Source organism: Oceaniglobus roseus, from assembly GCF_002869745.1.
Lineage (GTDB): Bacteria > Pseudomonadota > Alphaproteobacteria > Rhodobacterales > Rhodobacteraceae > Oceaniglobus > Oceaniglobus roseus.
This window is the reverse complement of sequence record NZ_PNOS01000006.1, coordinates 23,754-47,914: the sequence shown is the minus strand read 5'-3', so window position 1 is coordinate 47,914 and position 24,161 is coordinate 23,754. Positions and strand designations below refer to the sequence as shown.

The 24,161-nt window shown below is 63.0% G+C and carries 13 protein-coding genes and 3 pseudogenes; 5 read left to right on the top strand and 11 right to left on the bottom strand.

Annotated features, from left to right (window positions below; translation table 11 throughout):
* The first annotated feature begins 81 nt into the window (after nt 1-81).
* Nucleotides 82-2,742, top strand: coding sequence for an AAA family ATPase (locus A7B20_RS04725; RefSeq protein ID WP_102107407.1), 2,661 nt, complete (start codon nt 82-84; stop codon nt 2,740-2,742).
* 186 nt (nt 2,743-2,928) lie between these two features.
* A pseudogene (locus tag A7B20_RS04720) lies at nt 2,929-3,405 on the top strand (IS21 family transposase); the annotation flags it as partial.
* 101 nt (nt 3,406-3,506) lie between these two features.
* Here A7B20_RS04720 and A7B20_RS04715 read toward each other — a convergent pair.
* The 9 genes from A7B20_RS04715 to A7B20_RS04675 all read right to left on the bottom strand — a co-directional run bounded on the left by A7B20_RS04715 (nt 3,507) and on the right by A7B20_RS04675 (nt 18,888).
* Nucleotides 3,507-6,647, bottom strand: coding sequence for a DEAD/DEAH box helicase (locus A7B20_RS04715; protein WP_102107406.1), 3,141 nt, complete (start codon nt 6,645-6,647; stop codon nt 3,507-3,509).
* Nucleotides 6,637-7,953: an EH signature domain-containing protein gene (locus tag A7B20_RS04710; RefSeq protein WP_102107405.1), complete on the bottom strand. Its 1,317-nt coding sequence runs from the start codon at nt 7,951-7,953 to the stop codon at nt 6,637-6,639. The genes A7B20_RS04715 and A7B20_RS04710 overlap by 11 nt, the downstream gene beginning before the upstream one ends.
* Nucleotides 7,950-9,068: an OmpA family protein gene (locus tag A7B20_RS21170; RefSeq protein WP_157937598.1), complete on the bottom strand. Its 1,119-nt coding sequence runs from the start codon at nt 9,066-9,068 to the stop codon at nt 7,950-7,952. Before A7B20_RS21170 ends, A7B20_RS04710 begins: the two co-directional genes overlap by 4 nt.
* Nucleotides 9,068-11,143 (bottom strand): hypothetical protein, encoded by a 2,076-nt coding sequence (locus A7B20_RS04700; protein ID WP_102107404.1) that lies wholly within the window; start codon nt 11,141-11,143, stop codon nt 9,068-9,070. The genes A7B20_RS21170 and A7B20_RS04700 overlap by 1 nt, the downstream gene beginning before the upstream one ends.
* A 101-nt stretch (nt 11,144-11,244) precedes the next feature.
* Nucleotides 11,245-14,667, bottom strand: a complete 3,423-nt coding sequence (locus A7B20_RS04695) for a DEAD/DEAH box helicase family protein (protein WP_102107403.1) — start codon at nt 14,665-14,667, stop codon at nt 11,245-11,247.
* Between the two features lie 15 nt (nt 14,668-14,682).
* Nucleotides 14,683-15,795: a restriction endonuclease subunit S gene (locus tag A7B20_RS04690; RefSeq protein WP_102107402.1), complete on the bottom strand. Its 1,113-nt coding sequence runs from the start codon at nt 15,793-15,795 to the stop codon at nt 14,683-14,685.
* A complete protein-coding gene (locus A7B20_RS04685; protein ID WP_102107401.1) occupies nt 15,792-16,724 on the bottom strand; it encodes a GIY-YIG nuclease family protein in 933 nt (310 codons plus the stop codon). Before A7B20_RS04685 ends, A7B20_RS04690 begins: the two co-directional genes overlap by 4 nt.
* Nucleotides 16,724-17,296, bottom strand: coding sequence for a hypothetical protein (locus tag A7B20_RS04680; protein WP_102107400.1), 573 nt, complete (start codon nt 17,294-17,296; stop codon nt 16,724-16,726). Before A7B20_RS04680 ends, A7B20_RS04685 begins: the two co-directional genes overlap by 1 nt.
* Nucleotides 17,293-18,888 carry an HsdM family class I SAM-dependent methyltransferase gene (locus A7B20_RS04675; protein ID WP_102107478.1) on the bottom strand — a complete coding sequence of 532 codons (1,596 nt, stop codon included), beginning with the start codon at nt 18,886-18,888 and terminating at the stop codon, nt 17,293-17,295. Before A7B20_RS04675 ends, A7B20_RS04680 begins: the two co-directional genes overlap by 4 nt.
* 363 nt (nt 18,889-19,251) lie before the next feature.
* Between A7B20_RS04675 and A7B20_RS04670 the strand changes: the two are divergent.
* A pseudogene (locus A7B20_RS04670) lies at nt 19,252-20,297 on the top strand (IS256 family transposase); the annotation flags it as partial.
* A 19-nt stretch (nt 20,298-20,316) separates the two neighbouring features.
* Here A7B20_RS04670 and A7B20_RS04665 read toward each other — a convergent pair.
* On the bottom strand, nt 20,317-21,453 hold the full coding sequence (locus tag A7B20_RS04665) for an IS110 family RNA-guided transposase (RefSeq protein WP_245866547.1): 1,137 nt from the start codon (nt 21,451-21,453) through the stop codon (nt 20,317-20,319).
* A gap of 195 nt (nt 21,454-21,648) precedes the next feature.
* Between A7B20_RS04665 and A7B20_RS04660 the strand changes: the two are divergent.
* Together A7B20_RS04660 and A7B20_RS04655 are read left to right on the top strand one after the other, a co-directional pair.
* Nucleotides 21,649-21,789, top strand: a pseudogene (locus tag A7B20_RS04660) (transposase); the annotation flags it as partial.
* Nucleotides 21,790-21,844: 55 nt separating this feature from the next.
* Nucleotides 21,845-22,944, top strand: a protein-coding gene (locus A7B20_RS04655; RefSeq protein WP_245866544.1) for an IS3 family transposase whose coding sequence is annotated in 2 segments (ribosomal slippage) — nt 21,845-22,097 and nt 22,097-22,944 — 1,101 coding nt in all. Because the reading frame shifts where the segments join, the coding sequence is not laid out codon by codon here.
* A gap of 576 nt (nt 22,945-23,520) precedes the next feature.
* On the opposite strand, the gene A7B20_RS04645 is transcribed toward A7B20_RS04655, so the two are convergent.
* Nucleotides 23,521-23,925: a transcriptional regulator gene (locus tag A7B20_RS04645; protein WP_102107397.1), complete on the bottom strand. Its 405-nt coding sequence runs from the start codon at nt 23,923-23,925 to the stop codon at nt 23,521-23,523.
* Between the last annotated feature and the right edge of the window lie 236 nt (nt 23,926-24,161).

Sequence of the window (24,161 nt, the reverse complement as noted above, 5' to 3'; positions counted from 1 at the left end):
AGACTTTCACCGCACGGCCCCTGGCCCCCCTCTTGCGTCCGTCTACAGACGAAAGCATTCTCGCCTTACAGGAGAGATAAAATGGCCAAAGATCTGTTAGGTTGGGCCGCAGAACAGCCCGACTGGGTTAAAGACAGCCTGCGGCGGATCGCCATCACGGAGGATTATTCAGTTGAGCAGGCGGATGCCGACTGCATCCTCGACAACGTGCGTGCCGCGGCTAGGGCTGACTCGTGCGTTCACCCCGTAATTCCCATCGATACCTCACATATCGGAGGCGGATTTGGGGAGACGCGGCGAACCGTGCTGGTGCAGCTCGGTCCAGTGCAGAACATCGACCGTCTCGCCGGTGGCCAGAAGCTGCGCATGGCTGCAGTGGGTATCACACTGGTGTATGGAGAGAACGGGAGTGGGAAGAGCGGATACACACGGATTGCCAAGCGGCTGTGCCGCAGTCTCACCGCGGACCAGCTGCGGGGGAACGTCTTCGACGCCACCGGCGGGCCGATGCGGGTGCAGGTGCGCTACAAGGTCGGCGACGATGCGGTGACCGACATAGAATGGGATCCCGCAACCCCCGCACCCTCGCAGCTGCGCCAGATCTCAGTTTTCGACAGTCACAATGCCCGACTCTACGTCGATGGCGAGAACAGGATCGCCTATCTTCCACGCGAAATCGCGCTCCTAGAGCACCATGGCGAACTGTGCCAGAGGATGGCCGAGAAATTCTCCGGAGAAGCGAAGAACCTCGCATCGCGGCTGCGCGTCCCGCTCCCCACGGGCTACACCTCAGGTAGCACCGTCTCATTGACGCTGGCCAAACTTGACCCAAAGGATCCTTCGCTGCCGACCGAGGACGAACTTCGCAAGCTATCTGAACTTTCGAAGACGGAAATGGAGGAACTAGCCCGATTGGAGGCAGAACTCGCCGCCGATCCTGTCGCCTTGGCGGCGACGCGCCGCCGCGCCGTCTTAGTGCTGAAGCGTGTGTGCGAAGTGCTGAAAGGCCTTCGAAATGGGCTTTCGAAAACTGTTGGCGAGGCGATCGCATCCGCACGGCGGGAACTCGTCCAGGCTGTGGAGGCTGAAAGGATCGCGGCATCCGCCAGCTTTGCGGACGAACCCGTCGCGAATGTTGGCAGCCCGGCGTGGCGCATCCTGTTCGAGGCAGCGCGCAAGTTCGCGGCCGCCGGAGCGGTGTCAGCGCCCGAGCGTCTGCCGGAGACGACCGGCGACCGCTGCCTCCTGTGTCTCGAGCCGCTTACCTCGTCTGGCGCCGCCCGACTAGCGCGTTTCAACGACTTTGTGAGTGGTGAGGCCACAAAGCGCGCGGACGCTGCGCGCAAAGACCTTCAGACGCTTCTTGCACAAGTCGAGCAGGTCGAAGTGCCCGAGGTTGTGGTGGTGGAGGAGAGCCTAGCCGCTTACGGCCAACTCGACGCCGAGCGTGCGGACACCGTAGCTAAGATCATCAGGATCTTGCGCGAATTCGAGGCAAGGCGAGCCGCTCTGCTGGATGAGATGGCGGACCCGGCGCCCGCCCCGGATGTCGCCGCGATCATCGCGACGTTGTCCGCCGAACTCGCTCGCCTAGAAGAGGAGGCCACGTTGCTCCAGCGAAGCGCCTCCCACACCGAAGCGCTGGATTCCATGCGGGCGAGGCTCGCCGAACTCAAGGACCGGGCGAAGCTCGCGCACGACCTTGAAACGGTCCTTCAGCGTCTTCGGGACGTCGTGGAGCAAAGATCGCTTGCGAGCTGCCAGGCACAAGTGGCGACTCGTTTGATCTCGGCGCAAATCACCGCACTCCGCAAACAACTCGTGACCGAGGAACTGGAGCGCCGAATAGCCGAGGAAATCAGCTCGCTCGATCTGAACCACCTCCCGTTTAAGGTCAGCGATTCGAGTTCGGGCGGCAAGAGCCTGTTCTCGGTGGGACTTCGCGGCGCCGGTGCCGTGAAGAACAACCAGGTCCTTTCTGAGGGTGAGCAGCGAGCGCTGGCGCTCGCCTGCTACCTCGCCGAGATCGGAGGCTATGACCCGCGCTACGGTATCATCATTGACGACCCGGTGTGCTCGCTCGATCACCTGCGCATTCGCAAGGTCGCCCAACGTCTCGTAGCGGAGGCGAAGAAAGGGCGGCAGGTAATCATCTTCACCCACAATCTGGTGTTCTTCAACGAGGTGGTGTCGGAGGCAGCTCGCACCGGGGACGCTGCGCCTCTGATCAAGTCGGTCGTGGCCAAGACCCAGTCCGAGGGATTCGGCGTGATCCGCGAGAACAGCGAGCCGTGGGTCGCCGACCTGAACGCCCGGATCGAGGCGTTACGGAAACGCGCCAAGGAGCTCAAGTCCGAAACGGACTTCGACACAGACAAATACCGGCGGCAAGCAAAGGACTTTTACTCGGACCTACGCGAATCGTGGGAGCGGGCCGTAGAGGAGCTCGTCCTTGCGAAGACCGTGGTGAGGTTCGTGCCGGACGTGATGACGGGTCGATTGAAAGAAGTTACGGTCACCGACGAAGACTACCGGATCATCTTCTTCGCGATGAAGCGAGCGTCCGAACGATCAGGCCACGACATGTCTGCGGGTAGAGACATTCCACAGCCGTCCCCAGACGATATGGAATCAGACCTGAAGGTGCTCGATGATTTTAGGACCGAGCTCAAAAAAAGGAACAAGCAAACCTCCTACAGGAGATCTGCGCTCGAGAACCCGGTAGGTGCGGAACTGACTTAGGGAGCCGCGCACTGATCGGATGAACGGTTTGGATGCCCGATTCTGTCGCTTTTTGAGTTGGATGGTGCCCGACTGTTGATTTCCAGTGAGAAGTGACCCGGGTGAGCGCCTGATTTCCATTGAGATTTGACCCATGTGACCCTTCCCCCACGGCACTGCGCCACGGGGGACAACGGAGTGATCCACATGGGACTTTTGAACATCATCCGACGCATGGCGTTGCGGGAGAAGTTGCCGATCCGTGAGATTTCGCGGCGCACCGGGCTGTCGCGGAACACGATCCGGAAGTATCTGAAAGCGGGCACGATCGAGCCGAAGTTCGCCACGCCGGAACGGTCGAGCAAGCTTGACCCCTTTTCCGAGAAGCTGGCGGGCTGGCTGAAGACGGAGGCCGCGAAGTCGCGCAAGCAGCGGCGGACGCTGAAGCAGCTCCACTCTGATCTGGTGGCGCTCGGCTTCAGCGGTTCCTACAACCGGGTTGCCGCCTTTGCCCGGGACTGGCGGGCCGATCGGCAACGCGAGAGCCAGACGACGGGACGCGGCACATTCGTGCCGCTTGCCTTCCGACCGGGTGAGGCATTCCAGTTCGACTGGAGCGAAGATTGGGCACTTCTCGGCGGCGAGCGCGCGAAGCTGCAGGTGGCGCCTATCAACCTGTCGCACAAGGGCAAGAACGGCCAGATCGCTGACGGCCTCGTGCGCATGGATCTCGTGATCCTCGACGAACTCGGCTACCCAGCTCAGTTCCGGGTGGAGATCAACAGTTAAGGCAGTCGATAGGCGCCTGCTGCAACGCGGGGCGACTCCGGAAGGCCGTCACGGCGGAACAGGGCCAGCATCGTCTCATGGACAATGTGCCCATCTCCTATCGTCGCCACGGCGGAACCTTCAACTTCAAGACCGGCGCGGAGTCCGTCGAAATCCTCGCGGGTGTCGCCCATCGGCCAGAGCGCCTGCGACGCCATCCGCCGCTTGCGCTGCATCAGGCTCTGGAGGAGGCAATCGAAGGAGTGTTCTCGATAGCCGGGATGGATCGCGAGGGGCACATGGACCGTCACCGGTCGCAGCTGCCCAAGGCGATGGACCCGATCATTGCACTGCTCTTCCACCGCCGGGTTCCACCAGCGCGACAGGTGGATCACGTGCGTCGCTGCGGTGAGAGTCAGTCCGGTGCCCGCGGCCTTAGGACCTAGCACTAGGAGGTCGAAGCGGTCAGGTTCGTCGAGGAGGCGCTGGAACCGGTCGACGATAGCCTGGCGCCTGGGAATCGGCGTGTCGCCGTTGATGATGTCGACACTGTTTAGGCCAAAGCTGTGGCGGACCAATTCGGCGAAGCGGAACTGCATCTCGCGATGCTCAATGAAGACGAGTGCACGCTCCCGCCGGGCCGCGATGCCGCCGAGGATCTCCATCACTGCCGAGAGACGCGCGCTCATTGAGACGAAGGCGTCTGGCGCCGTGACGTCGTGAAGCGCGGGATGGACCGAGACGGAACGGATGTGGTGCAACATCTTCAGCGCGGCTCCGGCTCCCCCTTCGGCCAGCTTCAGGCGCGCCTCGTCGTAGGCCGCCGACTGGGCGGGCGGCATCAGGCGCGGATGCATCAGCCGGCTCTTGGTCGGCAGATCGGTCGCAACGTCGTCCTTCAGCCGCCGCAGTGCCAGTGGCGGGCGTCCGTCCTGCGGGCGGAAGACGCGGGCGTAGAGCTCGGTCATGTTCGCCTCGTCCGGGGTGCCGTAGCGTTTGCGGAACTCGGTGCCCGAGCCGAGCTTGCCCGGAGCGATCCGGTCCATGATGGTCCAGAGGTCCATCGTCGTGTTCTCGATCGGCGTCCCGGTCAGGCCGATCCGGAAGTCGGCGTTCATCGCCTCGACCGCCTTGGATGCGATCGTGTCCTTGTTCTTGATGTTCTGGATCTCGTCGAGAACGAGCGCGGAGAAGCGGATGCCCCCGAGCGAGTGCTGGTAGTTGGCGAGGGTCGTGTAGGTCGTCAGGAACCAGAAGCGATGCGCGCGCCCGTCCTCGATCGCCTCGTCGAGCCAATCGAGGTCGAGCGCCGGTAGGCCACTGGTCGTCTCGCGACCGCGCGCCCCTGCCGACTTCTGGCCCGCGAGGGACGAGCCATAGAGGCGGACGACATGGCCAAACTTCCGCTCCGCCACGTGCCGAGCGACCTCCCCCTCCCATGTCCGAAGGAGCGAAGTGGGCGCAACCACCAGGATGGGTCCGCGCTCTGCTGCGTCGGAGTTCTGCATGTGCTGCTTGAGCCAGCTCAGAAAGGAGATCGTCTGGAGCGTCTTGCCTAGGCCCTGCTCGTCGGCATTGAGAATGCCCGGAAGCCCGCTGCACCAGGCACTCGCCGCCCATGAGAAGCTTTCCTCTTGGTGCGGCCGAAGACGCGTCAGGATCGTCTCGGGCACCTTCTTATGGATGGTCGGGCGCCGCGGTCTCAGTCTTGCATGCCAAGACAGGCCCTCATAGTTGTCGAGCGTGTCGAGAATAATCGGGCCCGATTTCGGCTCCTCCTCCTCGGACGCCTCCCCGGGCTTCTCGTCCTCGGCCTGCGTTCGGGCCGCCAAAACGGCCGAGACCGCGAAGATCCGCTCCGGCGTCACCTCGACCTCCTGTTCCGCGATGCGGACGGTGCCCATCGGTTCGACTGCCTGCTTCGCCATCATCTCGCTTCGCAGAGCCTCTAGCTGCGTTGCATCCATCTTTTCGATGGCCGCCGCAACGGCCTCCGCGAAGACCTCGGGAAGCCAGCTGGTTCCACTGGCCTCGATGGCGGTCGGGGGGCGGACGTAGACGATCTTGCCGGTGACCCGCTCGCTGTATTCGCGGCTCTCGATGAACGAGGCGCCCGTCGTCCGCTCGACCAGTTCCTCCTGCGCGGCCCGGTCGAGATCTTCGAACGCGCCTTGGTGGGCGAGATGCCGTTCGATGGCGCCAGTGAGGAAGGCGCGGGGGTTGCGAATGAACTCCTTCCGCTCATCCCGGTCCGCCCGCTGCACGCGGGCCATCTCATTCAGGACAGGCTGGCTGCTCCGGTCGACGACCAGATAGCTGTTGTTACCGAGGGCGTAAGCTGGCCTCGCGCCGTGTCGGAGGAGGCGGTGCTGAAAGACCGCCAGTTGCTCGCCCTCTAGCTCGGCGTCACGCTCACTCACCTCGTCGTTGCCGACGCCACGATCCTGGAGGGTGCGCGACGAAAAGGGGACGATCTCGAACTGACCGAGGCTCTCGTCCGGCCGGATCGAAAACTGGTTCGCGATCCGCACCTCGAGCCCGCGGAGGAAGGCAGTCATGGCGAGGTTGGCGGTTCGCCGACTCATGCCGACATCGGCGTCACTTTCGTCCGGATCGAGGGCGCGGCGGAAATCGGCGAGGACCTGCCAATGATCCTCCATCGGACGGGAGGCATCGAAGCCGTCCGCCAGATCCAGAGCCCGCTTCATCCACAGCGGAACGCGCCGTGGGCCGGACGCGGTTCTAAGGAAGGCACCATCTCGACGCGGAACGACTCGGCGGCCGCTGTCGCTCCACTCGCAGACGAGGCGAAAGTCAGGGTTGCCGAGCGTCCCCTCGACATCGGTCCGGAGCGTCAGGTGGACGTCGGGCGGAAGCCCGAGCGCCGAGGCGGAGGCCGAGGAGAGGCTGGCGACAGCGTCGTGCGAGGCATGAATGCTTTCCGCCTCTACGGTGACCTCACCGGGATGGGTATCCTCCCACGCCCGGAGATCACCGATGGCGAAGAGAAGGTCCCGATGATCTTCGGGAAGGTGCAGGAACGACCGATCGTCCGCGGATCGTCCGGTCAGGCGTGAGAGGAGGCCGCGTTTCTGCTCGGGTAGGCGGATTTCGACTCTATCATCCGAGCCGAGCACGGTTGGGAGACTAGCCGACATTCTGGTTAACCCAAAGTTCCCAGGCGGAAATCGAGCTGTGCGACTTGGAGTTCGTCGCCCGTCGCATGATCGCGTCGCAGTGGTATTCGGGCTGGTAGAGCTTCGGCGCCGAACGATCATTGGCACGGAAGATGTGCGTGCGATAGCTATGGCATCCATCCACGATGATCCTGCCGCCGATCCGCATGATGAGGAGCGATGTGCTTCCCCCGCGATCGGTCTGCCGACCAAAGCGGCGATTGATGTCCGATGTCCCGGAGATCAGAAGTCGACGGCGCGCGTAGTCCCTTGCGGCGGTTCCAAATGCGACCCAAGCTTCATCGATACGTCCTTCCTCGTAGAGTTGCAGCCAGAATCTGCGTCGTGGAGGCCACATGTGAGAGTCCTGGGTCGCTGACACCATATCGCAGAAAAACAGCATGTCCTGTTTGGTCAGCCAGCGCAGGAAGACGGCCTTCAGTTCCTGGTCGAAGCCGGACCAGATGCCGCCGCTGTGCGTGCGCGGGTCGTTGTAAGCCGACAGGATCGCCTCACTGATCTCGTTGCGCACGTCGTCTGGCGGCGGGGCACCGGCCCAGACCCGCAAAAGCGCTTCGACCGCGACCCCGGCGTCCGATTGCAGCGGCACGCCGGAGGACGGCGTGATCCAGGCGAAGAGCTTCCGGCGCGCATCTGCCGTCGTCAGCGTCGGTTCGAGATCCTTGACGAAATGACGGTTCGCAGCCCGGGTCAGCCCGGATGCGTGCGGCGACCGGAAGCCGAGCGCCTTGACCCCGAGGTAGGGATCATCGGCGGTGAGCATTTTCCGAGCGAGGGATCGGGGCGCGGTCCTGGGATCGAAAACGTCCGGCAGCGAGGCGAGGAGCAGGCGCATGCGCCCTGTCAGTTCGGGGCCCCGCTTGGCAAGGGCTCTCGCCAGCAGCAGAGTGTGCCGTCCGACGGCATCGAACGTGTCAAGATAGACCTGCGCCATGCCGGAAAGGAAGGCCGCGCTCTTGGTGACGGCAATCTCGGCGATCAGAAACGCGCGGGCAGGCTCTAGATCGGGACGATCCCGCCGCTCCTCGTCGAAGACGGCGAGCGCGGCCGACAGAATTCGGGCGGTTTTCATGCGACCCCACGACCATTCCGTCACGCAGGTCAGAAGCTGGCGGGCCAAGGCCTCGCGATCCCGGGCGACGGGCTCGTGCACAACGTCGGGCCATTGCGCCAGAATGCGGTCAACCGAGCGGTCGATGGCGACAAGAGAGGGGATCGCACGGCGATGCAGGGTCGCGGAACGCTGGAGGACTTCGGATGCCTTCATTCGTCTACGATCCCCACGGGCTTTAGCGCCTGCCGGATCCCCGCGATACCGCCGTTGTCCTGAGGCGTCACCATGATGAATCGCAGGTCGATGCGCCGATTTGTGGCCCGCCCCGCCGGCGTCCTATTGTCGGCGATGGGCCGGTCCGGCCCATAGGCTGCAACCGACAGCACTGGCTGATTTTGAAGATTGTGATGCTCCATGATGGCAGGTGCGGCCTGTGCCATTCGGAAGAAGGTGTTGTTAGCCCGGGAAGTCGACAGCACTCGGTTGAAGTATTCCGTGCCGACATCGTCGGTGTGCCCCTCGATCTGCACTGCCTCGATCATCACGAAACCCGGATTGCACGTTTCGTTGAAGGCAGAGCGTGTTCCGATGGTGAAACAGGGCAGGATCTCGTCCAGACGCTCAGCCACACGGGCGACGATGACCTGCTTGTCCGACGCGAGGCTGGATTGGCCTGAGACGAACAGGCCTTCGCCCTGGAAGCGGAGCGCATCGCTCTCCTCGCTGAGCGCGACCTGAAGATTCGGAAAGTCCTGGAGAAGCGCGTCGCGAAGGCGGATGAGCACGAGGCGCCGCGTATCGGCCACTCGCGCCAGATAAGCCTCGAGCGGGTCTATCGTCCGGACTTTGCGCAGTTCCTCCTCAAGACGCATGATCTCTGCCCGGAGTTCGGCAATGGTCTGGTCCCGCTCGGACAACTGTTCTGACAGTGTTTCGATCTCTTGCCGGAGCGCGGCCTCCCGAAGGCGGGCCTCCTCAACCTTCTTTTCGAGGTTGGCGACTTTAACCCGCATATCTCGCAGTAGCGCCTTCAAGCTCTCGACTTCATCCCGGAGGACGTCGCGCTCGGCCGTGACCTCGGCCAGTTCTTTTTCGAGGACAATGATCCGTTCGCGCCTTGCGTCAGCCAAGTCTCGCAACTCGTTGCGTTGGACTACGACGTCTTCGTATATGGTGCGATCCACGACGTCCTGGTTGCGCACCTGGCTCGCGAAGAAAACAAGCAGGATCATGATGATGAAGAGGAATCCGACCGTCATGTCGGTCATCGACACGAAGGCGCTTTCCTCCTCCTCCTCGTGCGCGATCTGGCGGGCCTGCGCACGCATCAGGCCGTCCGCCGTTGCGCGGGCAGAAATGCCTCCGCTTGCTGGACGACCTCACGCAGCGTGTCGAGTCCGGGGGCAAGCTTCTCGCGCATCTCGATGACATGGTCTTGTGCTGTTCCCAGCGCGGACTCGAGTTGGGAATTGTAGTCTTGAAGAGCGCGGCCCAACAGTTGGTCGATCTCTTCGAGCTTGCGCGCCTGATCTGACAGGTCGCGCAAGGCAGCTCGCGTGGCTTCCATCGACTGGCGGATACCCTCCCGCTCGTTGCCAAGAGCCGTCTCTGCGGTCGCCAGGACGTTCCGAGAGCTGTCGGCGATTTGGCGCGCATTCTGCACCATGGCGTCGGAGACCGTCTGCACATGGCCATCGATCCGGCGAAGGCTTCCCTCGATCCGCTCGTGCGAGGCTCTGAGGGGCTCGGCCGCAGCAACGAGGCTATTACTCGCGGCACCGAAGCTCGAGGATGCACCGGTAATGGACTTGGCCCCGTCGGACATGCCGTCTGCGGCTCGGCGGGCTTCTGACGCGCCTCTTTCGATGGCGACCGAGAGGTCCTCAAGTTGCATGCCCACCGAATCCAGCCGAGTTAGGAGGTCTTCGCCGATTGAGGCACCCATCTCGGTGCCAAGGGCAGCAATCTGTCGTCCTGTGGCTTCAAATGCCGTGAGCAATGCCTGCCCGGCCCCGGCGATCGCATCACCTGCCTCGCCGGACGTCGCTTCGAGGCGGCCGCGAAATGCGGCGGCACCGTCGGTCGCCGCCGCAGTCAGTTCCTCGCGAAATGTTTCGGCGGCTTTCTTCAGGTCGTCTGCTGCTGCGCTCATAGCCTGCGCTCCGCGCCCGGTGTTATCTCGGATCCCTTCAAGCGTCTCGTTCATTACGCCCAGCAGCCTGTCCGCCCCTTCCGACATCGCCGAGGAGGCGGCCGTGCCAGTTGCCGCGACATCCTTTCGCAACTCGGATAGCGCTTCACCAAGTTGAGCGAGGGCGGTCTGTAGTCCCGCACCGGCTTCCGAGTTGACGCTGCTCATCCGGTCAATGATCTGGCCCATGCGGTCCGAGGCATCGCTCAGGGAAGTGCTCGCCTGATTTAACGCCAGACCAACGGATTGGGTGAGCTGCGACGAGAGATCACCTACCAGACCTTCCATGTTCGACGTCCCCATGGACGTGACCCGCTGGAGGATCGGCTCCATCTGCTCGGAAATGGACGCGGTGATTTGGCCGGGCAGCGCGTCGAGTGGCTTGCGAAGTTCCGCGACCATGGAAAAGCCGATCTCGCGGAGATGCTCGCGCTGTTCTGTCGCCGCACGGAGCTGTCGGAATCCGATGTCCTCGAGGCTGACAAAGACGAGTCGACGCTCGATCATCAGGCAGAGCTTGTGGAGGTCGCGGTCAACGCCGGTCGTCCGCCAACGAAGAAGGACGCTGAAAAGGATCGAACAAAGAAGGCCGACCAAGGACATCACGAACTTCGCCGACGCGATCTGCATGAAGGTGGTCATTGCGTTTTCCAGACCCACTCCGGATGCAGCGCCCCCCTCGCCCATCGCGCGCGAGAAGTCGAACAAGGCGGCGACAAGACCCAGGAAGGTCAAAAGCAAGCCAAGAGAAACGAACGTGTTGGGCAGGATTCGGAGCAGCCCCGGACCGAAGCCAAGGTCTTCCACGTTCAGGAAGGCTGCAGGCCTGATCGAGTTGCGTAGCCGAAGCTGGCCATCGACGTCATCCGGCACGATTGTCTCCGAAAACTCGTCCCATGCTTCCCACAGATCGCGCCGGGGCCCCGCACGTTCGGCGAGCGGCGCGATCTCGGCCCTGAATTCCTCGAAGTTCGCGGCAAAGCTCACGATACTATTGTGTTGCAGAACAGCCCGGCGCACCTCGCCCACTGCGCGGCGTTGGCGGTTGGTCTTTGTGACGAGCACGGCCGATGCGATCAACAGCAACAGAGCGAAGATGATCGCCACGATACCGGGCGAGCTTGACGATTTAGTCAGCAGCTGCGCGATGCCGATTATGAAGGCGACCGCGCCCTCGCCAGCCGAGGCAATCATGTCCGACACAACATCCATTTGTCACCTTCCGAGAATTACCACTCTGAGCACCGAACGTAAGACATCGAAAGCTGATGATTGTGGCATTCTTTGGTGCAACAATACGGTAAGCATTGCCTTCAGCCGATTTGTTCAACAGGGTCCGTGCGGGATACCATTGCCGAGCGATTGAGATTCCGGATTCGCGCTAGAAGCCGATCTACGTCATTTTCGTCGAAAACACTGTCGGGACCATCGGGCGTGAGCTCGGAGAAGGGCCGGGCGTAGAGCAGCCCCGGGTCGATCACCCCATTCTGGGTCAGATGCTCGATGACCATACCAACGAACTCGATCTGATCGGCCGAGGCACCATCAGCGATGAAATCAGCAAAATGCTCTTGCACTGCGGCCCGTTCCAGGCCGACAATTGACCTCAGGAAGACGCCGAACCCACCGACCTGTGCGGCCTCCGTTTTTCTAGCGATCTCAATGTCGGCATCCGATCCCACGCCCGCTTCGAGTAGCATGCGCTCGAGTTCTTCGATGTCCAAACGAGTAAGGGCCCGTCCGGTCCGCAAGCGGCGAAGTGCGACGTGGTCTTCGTGCTTGGAGAGAAACGCGCGGGTATTCTTCTTGAACGCTGCGAAATCTGCCGCCGGATTGAGGGAGACGGGGGTTGCAGCCCCGAGATCATCTTCGAAATCGGTGTAGAGGATGCTTCGGGACGCCTGATCGATGAGATGCACGATATCGCGCAGTCTCAGGCGCGCCCGCTCAGCGACAGGCACCGTCAGGCCTTCCCACCAGGCTTCGGTCAGGATTTCTTCGACGAGCTCCGCTTGCCGGGCTACTGCGGGAATCTCCAGCTTCGTCGAGAGTGCCTTCGTGATCTCCAGCACCTTCCGGCGGCAGGATTCCATCTTCGTCGACCTGCCCATTAGACTGAGCTGGAGCTCGAACATCACGAGGTCGAATCGCTTCGCCTCTTCCCCGCCGAGATCGGCATTGCTCGGCAAGGCTGCCAAGCCTGTCAGTTCCTCGGTGGCCTCCTCGGACAACACGGACCATGGCGCATCGTCTGCCTGCCAAGTCTCGAGAGACCGCAGATGACCGCGGACGACAAACGACGAGATGTCGAGGCCCATCACGAACCGGCGCACATCTGACGCGATCTCCGCGCGAACACCCTTGAGGTCTTCTGCGTCGTCATCGTGCTGCTCGTGGGATGTGGTGGCCAGCGTATCGTCGATGCCTTGGACCACCTTCAACCTTGCCTCGATCAGCCGCTCCGTCAGCGACTTCGGGACTGACGGATCCTTGAGTTCCGGGTTTGATCCGAAGAATTCGAGGTTGCCGCAGACATCGAAAATCCGGAATGCCGCCTTGTCCGCGCCAGGGCCAAACAGGTTCGGCCGCAGGCGTGTTCCCCGGCCGACCATCTGCCAGAATTTCGTCTTCGAGCGCACCAGCTTGAAGAAGACCAGGTTCACCACCTCGGGCACGTCCACGCCCGTGTCCATCATGTCGACTGAGATGGCGATCTGCGGCTCCTTGCCGAGGATCTCGAAGGCCTCGATCAGGCTCTGGGCATAGCTCTCGCCGTGAACGATCCGCCGGGCGAAGGTCCCGCCATAGTTCGGCCAGCCGGCGTTGAATCGCTCCTCGATGAACTTCGCATGGGGCTTGTTCGCGGCGAAGATGATCGTCTTGCCGATCTTGTCGCCGCCTGCGATGCGGATGCCGTGCTTCATGACATGCGCCAGCACCTTGTCGACCGTATCGGCGTTGAACAGATACTTGTTGATCTCCCCAGCCGTGACCTCCTCGCGCCGCCCGGTCTCGCCCCAGTCGAGTTCATCCCACTGGTCCTTTTCCTCGTCCGACAGATCTTCGTAACGGATTCCCTCGCGCATGAACCTGGTCGGCAGCGAGATCGGCTCGAAGGGCACCAGGAACCCGTCTTCGATCGCCTCTTCGAGGCCGTAGAAGTCCGTGGGGTGCCCGGGGTCGAGGTCGAACAGCCGGTAGGTATCCCGGTCCACCTCGTCGCGGGGCGTGGCCGTGAGGCCTACGAGGTAGCTGTCGAACCACTCGAAGATCGCCCGGTAGCGCTTGTAGATGGACCGGTGCGCCTCGTCGATGATCACCAAATCGAAATGCCCAGGCCCGAAGCGCCGGCCGGAATGATCGGCCCGGTCGATCAGGTTCATCATGGTCGGATAGGTCGAGACGTAGACGCGGCCCGTGCCCGAGGGGTCGGTCACCAGGTTCACAGGCGAGCTGTCGGGCATCTGCTGGGCGAAGGCGTTGCGGGCCTGCCGGACGAGGCTGATACGGTCGCAGAGGAACAGGGCACGCTTCACCAGCCCCGCGCGCACCATCATGTCCACGAGGGCGATCACTGTCCGGGTCTTGCCCGTGCCTGTCGCCATGACCAGCAGCGCCTTGCGGGAGCCTGCATCGAAATGCTCGGCGATCCGCGTCAGGGCGCGGGTCTGGTAGGGGCGCCCGGCGATGGCGGCCTTGGGCTTCTGGTCGACCAGGGCTTTCGCCTCGCTTCGGCGGGCGATCATCTCGCCCAGTTCTTGCGCCGTCTTGAAACCGCCCAGGCGACGCGGCGGGATGCCCCTGGCATCGTCCCAGATCCAGTGCTCGTAGCCGTTGGTGTAGAAGATCACCGGGCGGCGGCCGTGCATCTGCTCGAGCGCGTCGGCATAGAGCTTCGCCTGCTGCTGCCCCTCGGACGGGGAGCGGCGGGTGCGCTTGGCCTCGATGACGGCCAGAGGCAGGCCGTCCGCGCCCCACAGGACGTAGTCGGCGAAGCCATGGCCCTGCTCGTTGGGCATCGGCTCCACGCGGTATTCCAGATCCCGGCCTTCCGTGAGGGCGGTCCATCCGGACTCGGCCAGCAGAAGGTCGATCAGGCGCAGGCGGGTGGTGGCCTCGTTGTAGTCGTGTGGGTCGGTCTTTAGCTCGAGGCGCGCATTGGCCACCTCGGCGCGCTTCGCCTTCAGCTCATCGTCGAGGCTGGCGTATCGGGAGCGGAGGTCCTCGAGCTCCTCGGTGCGCTCCTGCAGAGCCTTCTCTGTGCTCTGGATGCGCCCGCGGGCCTCGCGGATCAGATCGAGCCGGGCCGTCAGCGGAGCCGGGTCGAAATCGTTCGGCTCGGGCGGCTTCTGGCGGCGGGCGTAGGTGCGGCCGAACCAGTGCAGGACGTGGTGAAGCTCCTCCACCACCTGGCGCGCCCCCTCGGGCTTCAGGTTCGATCCCTCATGGGCGGACTTGTTGCGGACGAGGTTGATGAACCGCGCCTTGGCATGGACCTTCTGGCCCATGATGGTGCGGAGGTCCGGGTCATTGATCATCCGACTGGCGCCGGTCTGGGCGGGGGGCGTCAAGCCAGCGTCATGGGCGAAGGCCCAGCCGAGCGCCAGCTCCACCGCCTTGCCCGCCAGGATTGCCGCTGCCTCGGGCTCCGACATCGCCAGCCGCTCGGCCGAGGTCGCCGCGGCGTGGACGGAAGGGAAGTCGGGTTCGAGATGGGCGAAGTTGCTGGCGGTCATGGTGATGTCACGGGGTCAGAGCTCTCCGGCGAAGGCGCGGGATTGGAGGGAGGCGAAGAGGGTTTCGAGTTCGGAGAGGTGGGCGGCCATAGCATCTCTCTGATTCAAAACCCGTTTCCGCGCGCTGCGAAACTCATCCTGCCGTTCGAAAGGAACCATGGGAACAGGTAATTTCTTCAAGTCACCCAAATTGATACCTTTTACTGCAACTCCCTTGGTTCTCTGCGCCATCCAGTGCTGGACCGATGGCAGTAGCAGGTATCCCTCGATGAATTCTGGTATTGCTTTTGTCAGCGCGAGGCGCGCCGTATCCTGCGTGATATTCGCGCCATCGCAGTTTTCAGGCACGGTCGCCGTTCTCCCGACATGACCACGAATTGACATTAGAAGATCCCCGGCTCTCAGCGAAGACCGCCGATAACTTTCCGCGATCTCGTCTGTAGTTCTATTCAGATCATCCAGCCTGACTGTTCCGTCTTTCATGTCCACAACCCGGATGTATGGAACGCCTTCGGGTATATCAGGGCCAGGTTTCAGAATCCCGTAAGTGATTTTGCGCTCGGGATCGACGAACTCCTCGAGGTGGCGCAGAACATAATCGCCTGGCTCGACCAAGGGGTCACCGAACATCTCCGCGAAGATCGCGCCCGGGAGGGTGTCGAGCAGGGCGAGGGCCTCGCGGCGGCGGCGGCGCAGGGCGTCGGCCGCATCCAGTATCCCCGCAATCCGCCTCTGCTCCTCGAGGGGCGGTAGGGGGATTTCCCCGCGTTTGAGGAACTTGAAGTGTCGACTGTATCCCGCCTCTGGAATGTCGATGGTGTGCAGGGCATAGAACAGGAATTTCAGGTCAGCTTCGACCTTGGGGACCAATACTTTTGTCCCGTCTGCCCCGAGACAGAACGGAAAATCGACATACTTAAGCGCCTTGGTGTGATCCCCGAAGACAATAACAGGCTCACCGGACTTGCAAAGAGCGGCTCCGTCGTCCGTGTATCCCCCGACCATAGCCTTGCCTTGGTCAACGATGGGATATGCCCCGGTTGGAAGGTATTCGGACTGCTTCGTCTTGATATTCCCACCGGTGGCATCTCTGAAAACGTCAAGGAATGGCAGTGTCTGCCAGCTCATTCCGCCGCCTCCTGCTTCGCCGCCTGCGCCTGCTGCCAGTCATGGTAGGTCTGTTTCTCTGCCGAGCCGTGCACCTTCCATTCCGTGCGTCCGTTCGACTGGCGGTCAAGGACCACGCCAGCCGCAGCGGATGGGCTGGAAAAAGACCAAGGCTTGGAAAACCGAAACCTGTCCGATGCGATCTCCACCAGCACGCCTTCCTCTATCAGCTTGTCCTTGAGAGGGCGGTTGTGGTGGTATGCGTATCCGGCATCCTTGAGCGCCTCCGACCCCTCTAGCACGATGAACTCGCCATCCTCCTCGACCGCCATGGCCGAGACCCCGCTCTTGTGCCGGATCTCGAATTGCACCTCGTCCGAGACAGAGGGAGAAGTCGGGCTGGCCTTGGCGCTGATGGCCTTGGGCTGCGGCTTCAGCATGTCGAGCCCGATCACCGGCAGGATGATCCGGAGGTTCGCCAGGAATTGCTCCATGTTGGCGATGTCGGCCTCGGGCAGACGTCGGCGGCCGATATCCGGGTTCGTGCCGTTGTCGAGCGTCACGCGCCCGGCATTGGCCGTCTGTTCTATCAGCCGCGCCTCGAGGTATTCGGCGTGGCCTTTCGACATGTCGTCGTCGCTGGTCGTGACGGTGATCGCCGTCTCCCAGAAATCGCGTCTCACCGCGCTCTGCTTGATGCGCTCGGCGACGGAGTTGCCTGACCCGATGTAGACCCGGGTTGTTCCGGCTGTGACGGGATCGGGACCGGCGAGGATGTAGACGCCCGTGCGGTCCACCTCGTCCCGCGCCGTGAGGTCACCGAAGGCGGAGGCCCCGGAGACGAAGAGGAGCCCCGTCCAGCCGTGGATGGTCGCCTTGCGCAGGCCGGTGGGTTTGCCGTCGACCAGGAAGAGCTGGATCGTGCGGCCAAAGGTCTCGTCGATGGTCATCAAGTCGCGCCTTCCGGTGCGGATGCGTGGGCGGATTCGACCAGCCACTCCCGCAGGGGCCGGTAACCGGCATTTCGGGCAATCAGCCTCTCGAAGGCCGGGAAGGAGGCTGCATCGGCCTGCACGGGACCGACCGGATCGGCATTCCCCCGGAGGCTATGGGCGATCACGGTCCAAGACAATGGCCCGCGCATCATCCTGCCATGGGGGTCGCCGTCCGTGGGTCTGATCTCGCTGGCTGCCACGGCCGCTCTTTCGGCCTCATCCAGCACAGCATAGGACACCTGAGCTCCCTCGGCCAACCAGAACATCAGGGGACTGCATTTCAGCCGGTTCCACATGCCACTGGCGGATACCCGGCGCGGGTCCTTGCCGTTCTTCCGCTCCCTGCACTCTTGCCCCACCAGCCAGCCGAGCATGTGCTCGCGCTGTGACTGATACCACTTGCCGTGAAAGCCCGTGCCAATCCTAATGCGCTGTTCAAGGGCCGTTGTGCGTGGGAGCATATCCGGGAACGAAGCCGCGTAGGCCCGGAACTCGGGCAGACTGATCATCTCGGCTTGCAGGTTCATTCGGCTGCTTCCCGCACTGCCTTGACACCCAGCATCTCCTCAAGCTCTTCAAGGCCGTCGAAGATGTCACGCTCCATCTCGCGCAGACGCGAGAGGATCTCTGCGGGCGGCTCGTGCTCGACCGCGTCGTGCTCGATCTCGCGGTAGCGGTTGAGGCTGAGGTCGTAGTCGGCGGAGGCGATCTCGGCCTTCGGGACCACGAAGCTGCGGGCGGTGCGGGGATTATCCTTTTCGTTGCCGTCGCGTTGCTGCCAACGGGCAAGTGCGTCGGGGAGGTCGTTAAACTTCGCTTCCTCCTCGGTAAGCTCGGCCCAGGGGCCGATCTTGTCTTCGGGCACGAGCAAGTTGCGCTTGTCGTCGAGGCTGAGGCCGTCGGCGTGCAGGTCGTAGAACCACACGCCATCCGTGCCGCCGGAATCGGTGCGCTGGAAAAGCAGGATGGCCGTCGAAACCCCTGCATAGGGGCGGAAGACTCCGGCCGGGAGCTTGACCACGCCCTGGAGCTGCTGATCCTCGACCAGCATGCGCCGCACCTCTTTGTGGGCGTTGTTGGAGCCGAAGAGCACGCCGTCGGGCACAACGACCGCCGCTCGGCCGCCCCGCTTCAGGAGGCGCAAGAACAGGGCCAGGAAGAGCAACTCGGTCTTCCGGGTGTTGACGATGCGAGTGAGGTCCTTGGCTACCGCCTCGGCGTCCAGGGAGCCGGCGAAGGGTGGGTTGGCGAGGATCAGGGAGTATGCCTCTGCCTCGTCGCCGTGCTCCTGTGTGAGGCTGTCGCGATAGACGATGGAGGCATCTTCGAATCCGTGCAGCGCCATGTTCATGCTGCCCAGGCGCAGCATGGTGCCGTCGAAGTCATGGCCGTGGAACATGGCGTTCTGAATATGCTCGCGAGCTTCGTTGTCGCTCCAGGCGGCTAGGTCTGTCCGGCGCAAGTATTCCGCCGAGTTTACGAGAAAGCCAGCCGTCCCACAGGCCGGATCGCAGATGACGTCATTCCGCCGCGGCTCGGTCATCGCGACCATGAGGTTGATGATATGCCTAGGCGTCCGGAACTGACCGTTCTGGCCCGCGGCCGCCACCTTCGACAGCATGTATTCGTAGAGGTCGCCCTTTGTGTCCCGCTGTTTCATGGGGAGATCCGAGATCAGGTCAACAACCTTCGCCAGCAGACGACCAGTGGGGATCTCATAACGTGCGCTGGCCATGTGCTTGCGCAGCGGAGCACCGTCCGACCCAAGGCGACGCAGGAATGGGATCAGGTGGTTCTGCGCGGCCTCCTGCATTTCCGCGGCGGATAGCGAAACGAACCGGGGCCATCGCAGATCGGCGTAGGAGCGACCCTCGGCGATCTTTTTGCCTTCTTCGTCGAGGATGGCGATGCCGTCGAGCTCATCCGGAAAGAGGTCTCGTTCCAGCGCAGTGCCTCGCGCCCGCGCTTGGCGCTCGGCCAGCGTCTGTGCGTCGTCGAGCCCCTTGAGAAAGAGGAGCAGGGTCAATTGCTCCATAACGGTTTGAGGGTTCGAGAGACCGCCCGTCCACATCGCATTCCAGATTGCGTCGACTTTTGATTTTATTTCACCGGTGATCATGCTCGTGCCCCGAATTATTTTAATGAAGATGCTGCCCGATTGTGACGACGGCGTCCACCACTCCGCCGCGACCCGATCTCGCAATTGACTGTTCCGCTTGGGGATGACCCGCAAAGGCCCTGGGAGGCCACCTGCAGCGTCAACAGGTATGCACCAGACCCAGGACTGCACAAGTTACAACCCGGCTTGTGCAGCCTGCTCAGGGGCTCTGGGATGTAAACGTTTCAGATTGCCGGGCCAGGTTAGTGTCCGAGCACGTGGTGTAATTTCGGCGCCGTCGACGGTATGATCCCGGGTGGCCATCGAGGTGTATGGTCGAGGTGGAGTTTGGCGACTTCAACCACGGACCACACGGAGACCCCGATGACCAAGACGAACATGGACCTTTCCGAGCTTCTGGCAAAGCACGACCAGGGCGACTTCCTACGCGCTGTCGCTGAGGCGGTTCTGCAGCTGATCATGGAGGCCGATGTCGAGGGCCTGATCGGCGCCGGTCGGCACGAGCGCGGCGGCGAACGCACGACCTGGCGAAACGGGTATCGGGAGGGCGCCCTCGATACCCGTCTGGGAACGCTGAACCTGCGGGTGCCGAAGCTCCGGCAGGGCAGCTACTTTCCCGGCTTCCTCGAGGCCCGCAAGACCTCGGAGCAAGCGCTGGTCGCGGTCATTCAGGAGGCGTGGATCGGCGGGGTATCGACCCGGCGTGTCGATGATCTGGTCCAGGCGATGGGGCTCTCGGGCATTTCGAAGAGCACGGTTTCAAAGCTCTGCGTTCGCCAGGGGCCTCGGACCGATGGCGGCCCATGGCTCACCATCGACGAGCGCGTCGGCGAGTTCCTGAACCGCCCGCTCAGCGGCGAGTGGCCCTATCTCTGGCTGGATGCCACAAATCTCAAGGTCCGCCAGGGCGGGCGCATCGTGCCGGTCGCAGCCATAATCGCCGTCGCCGCCAACACCGACGGGCGGCGCGAGATCATCGGTCTGGGGATCGGACCTTCGGAGGCCGAGACCTTCTGGACCGAGTTCCTGCGCTCGCTGAAGGCCCGTGGCCTCGGCGGTATCAGGTTGGTCATCAGCGATGCGCATACCGGTCTCAAGGCCGCCATTGCCCGGGTCTTTGAGGGTGAGCTTGCGAACGGCAAAGATGTCGCGTTCACTGGATGAGGAACGCACTCGCGCATGTCTCCCGCGGTCAGCACACCGTCGTCGCCGCCGCGATCCGGCAGGTCTTCGACCAGCCCGACCGCGCCCATGCCGGCGAGACCTGGCGCAAGGTCTCCGAGCAGCTGCGTCCACGCTGGCCCAAGCTCGCCGACCTGATGGACGCAAGCGAACACGACGTGCTGGCTTACACGTCCTTTCCCCGACAGCATCGCACGAAACTGCATTCGACGGATGGGATCGACAAGACTTTCTTGCTCGTTTCCGCTATTCTCGTTCCGTGCGGTCGACCTCGTGGCGAAGCGTGGCGTGTCGGCTGGAAGCGCTACCGGGCAGCCCATGCAGTCCCTGCCGGTTTGAGGCGGCCGCACACTTTCCTTTGGACGGTGGATGCGAGCGCCAGGCGGCGACGAAGTGTTCGTAGCTCTCCTGCGCCCGCTCCGCGATTTGCATCTCCTGGTGGCGCAATTCCTTCACGTTGTAGGCGTAGGTCGCGCCCCGCTTGTTACCCTTCTTCTGCGGCTGCCCGGCAGCCAGTTCCATGGACCGGTGCTTGTGAGCGACGAGGCTGGGGCGGGCCCAGCGGTAGTCCTCACCCTTGGTCAGCATGTGCCAGCACAGGACGGCCAGTTTGCGAGCCACCGCGACGGCAGCGATCTGATGGCCGCGTTTAGCGCGAATACGGATGAAGAAGGCGCGCAACGGTCCCGGCGCTTTCGCAGCCGCCCAGGCGGCCTCAACCAGCATGGCTCGGGCGTGGCTGCGACCGACCTTGCTGATCCGACCGTGGTGGGCGGCGCCGAGGCCGGACTGGCGGACCCGCGGGTTCAGGCCGAAGTAGCTCACCAGCTTCTGGGGAGAACTGAACCGCTCGACGTCGCCGATCGCCGCCATCAGGCCCGCCGCCACGGCAAGGTTGACGCCGGTGATGGTCAGCAGCCGCCGGATCGGCTCGTCCTCCAGCGCGTCCCGGGCGATGTCCCGATCGAGCACGGCGAGATCCTCTCCGAGCCGGTCCAACTCGCGGACATGGCGCGTGATGGCGGCCCGCTCGTCCTCCGGGACCGGCTGACGGGAAAGCCAGTCGCGGCCACGCCGGTTGAACAGGTCGGCATGCGGGCATTTCGGGATCAGGTGCGCGTGCAGGATGGCATGCACCTCGTTCTTGATCCGGGTCCGGTGGCGCACGACCTGGTAGCGCCGCGCGACGAGCCGGCGCATCCGCTCCGTCGCAGCGTCAGGGGTCCAGATTTCCGGCAGGTAGCCGGCGGCGTGCAGGCTGGCCAGCGTGCCTGCGTCGATCTTGTCGGTCTTCACATGCGCATGGGCGATCGCCTTCACCTGGAGCGGATTGGCGATGACCACCCGCTTCACGTGAGGCGACAGCACGCGCGACACCGCCATGCAGTTGCCGGCAGATCTGCTTGATCGGCTTCTTGTCTTGGAAATACTCCCGACGGATCTTCGCGATTGTCTCCACGACCAACATCCCGCACCTGCTCCCGGTTGCCCCGGGAGCATCATGGCCACCGATGTAAGGGGGTCATTTTTGGACGCCGATCACCCCGCTACGGGGTCATTTTTCCATGCCGGTTCACAATCGAACGCCTCAACAAGGAGGTGAAGCGCCGGGCAGACGTCGTCGGCATCTTTCCGAACGAGGCTTCCATCATGCGCCTGATCGGCGCGGTGCTGTTCGAACAGAACGACGAATGGCAGACCGCAAGCCGCTTGACCTGAGCCCCGCATCTTCCTCCAGTTTGAGGTAGAATCCGCTCCAACGAGGAGACGGATGATGAAGCGATCGAGGTTCAGCGAGGAGCAGATCATCGCGATGCTGAAGGAGCAGGAGGCCGGCATGTCGACGGCCGATGTCTGCCGCAAGCATGGGGTGAGTTCTGCGACCTTCTACAAATACAAGGCGAAGTATGGCGGGCTCGAGGTATCGGATGCCCGGCGGCTGAGGGCGCTCGAGGAGGAGAACGGCAAGCTCAAGAAGCTGCTCGCCGAGGCGATGCTCGACAACGCGATCCTGAAGGATGTCGCGGCAAAAAAATGGTAGCGCCCGGTGTCAGGCGGGAAGCGGTGGCCCACGTCGTTGCGACACACGGAGTGAGCCAGCGCCGGGCGTGCCAGGCCCTGGCGGTGGATCGGTCGAGCGTGCGGTATCGCAGCGTTCGTCCAGACGACGCCGAGGCGCGGGCGGCGATGAAAGCCGTCGCGGCAGAGCGGCGGCGCTTCGGCTATCGTCGCGTCCACATCATGCTCGAACGACAAGGGATCATGATGAACCTGAAGAAGCTCAGGCGCCTCTACCGCGAAGAAAAGCTCCAGGTGCGCCGTCGGGGCGGCCGCAAGCGCGCCCTCGGCACGCGTCGGCCGATGCTGCTGCCTGACGCGCCCAACATCCGCTGGAGCCTCGACTTCGTCAGCGACGCGCTGACGGACGGGCGCCGGTTCCGGGTGCTGGCGGTGGTCGACGACTACAGCCGCGAGTGCCTGGCGCTGGTGGCCGACACGTCGCTGTCGGGCCACCGCGTCGTTCGGGAACTCGATGCCGTGATCGCGCGGCGGGGTCGCCCGGCCATGGTGGTCAGCGACAATGGCACGGAGCTGACCTCGATGGCGATCCTGTCGTGGTGCCAGCGCACCGGCGTCGAATGGCACTACATCGCGCCCGGAAAGCCGATGCAAAACGGCTTTGTCGAGAGCTTCAACGGGCGGTTTCGCGACGAGCTCCTCAACGAGACGCTCTTCTCATCGCTCGGCGAGGCGCGGGAGAAGATCCGCGAGTGGCAGGACGACTACAACCTCCACCGCCCGCACTCCAGCCTCGGAAACATACCGCCGGTCGAGTTCATGGCAAAGAAGAGGCTGGAAATGCGTGCGGCGTAGCCCCAAAAATCAACCCGCGGATTCTCCAAAAAGCCGGAGCAGAGTCGGGGCTCAGGTCATTATGCTCTACATCTTGAGAGTGTATTGGGTAAGATGGTCGGTCACTTAGGGACTTTTCTCGGATCTGCTGAGGAACGTAAACTTCTGAGAAAAAACTCTTGTTATGTTGACCCGAAGCGTGTGTGGATCCGTCTGAAAGGTGTCATTTCCGTCGCTGAAGTTTACGTCTTCATGTCGGAAAGTCTCCCAGTCTGACCCTAAAGTTTCCCTCTGACGCGCCGATGTCAACTCGACCGCAACCACTAAATGTTGATGGGGTGCCGACATGTTCGCCGTGACCCGCCCTCTTGGCGCGGTGCCGCTCGGGCGGATCACGGTAGCTGCGGGGGTGCCGACGCTATCCTTTCCGGCACCGTCCAAGGGTGGTGTTCATAGCTTGGCGTAGCGCCTGCACTCGGGCAAGTGTCGGGGCTGGATCGCTGTCGTAGGTCAACAACCGGAAGATGCCGACCCATGCCCGTTCGTTCTCGGTGAGATCCTCGAGTTCCGGCCTGAAGATCGAGGAGTTAGCGCGGCTCATTTGCCGAAGATCGCGAAGATGGCCGCACGGGCCCTCGACGTCAACGACGGATCGGTCTCGTCAGAGGCCACGCGGATTGCCTCGAGCCAAGTGTTCTCGTTACGGGTGACGAGGCCACCGAATACCTCAGTCACAACGGCGCGGCTGGTCTCGTGGCCGCTCTGCAGCAGCGCCAGCCGGAACAGCCGCGCCGGGTCGCAGTCCAAGGCCCTCGCCAGATCGGGCACCCTGTCGAGGGCCAGCTTCGAGGTGCCGGCCTTCAGCATGCTCATCATGTTCGCGTTGTTGAACCCCGCCTCGGCCGCGATCTCCGCCTGGCTCTTCCGCGGTTTCAGCTCGGCGATCCGGTGAGTGAGAAAAGCGGCCACGTCGGTGCCGCCATAGGGCTTCGTTCTTGCCATATCTCCTCCCATTTCAGAGTTTTACAGCAGCTCTTCGCTGCATGTCTCTGCTATAGACAGGCCGACAATGGGACTGCGTTGGGATTGATGACCCTCGCGAAGATGTCTGGAGCACTGGCGCAGACGGTCGCGTCAGATTCACCGCCCCCCGAATACACCGATTCACGGTGACCGCATGGATCGCCGGGATCACTGTCACCGCTGCTGTGTTCGAGGTGCGCAACATTGCTACTCTC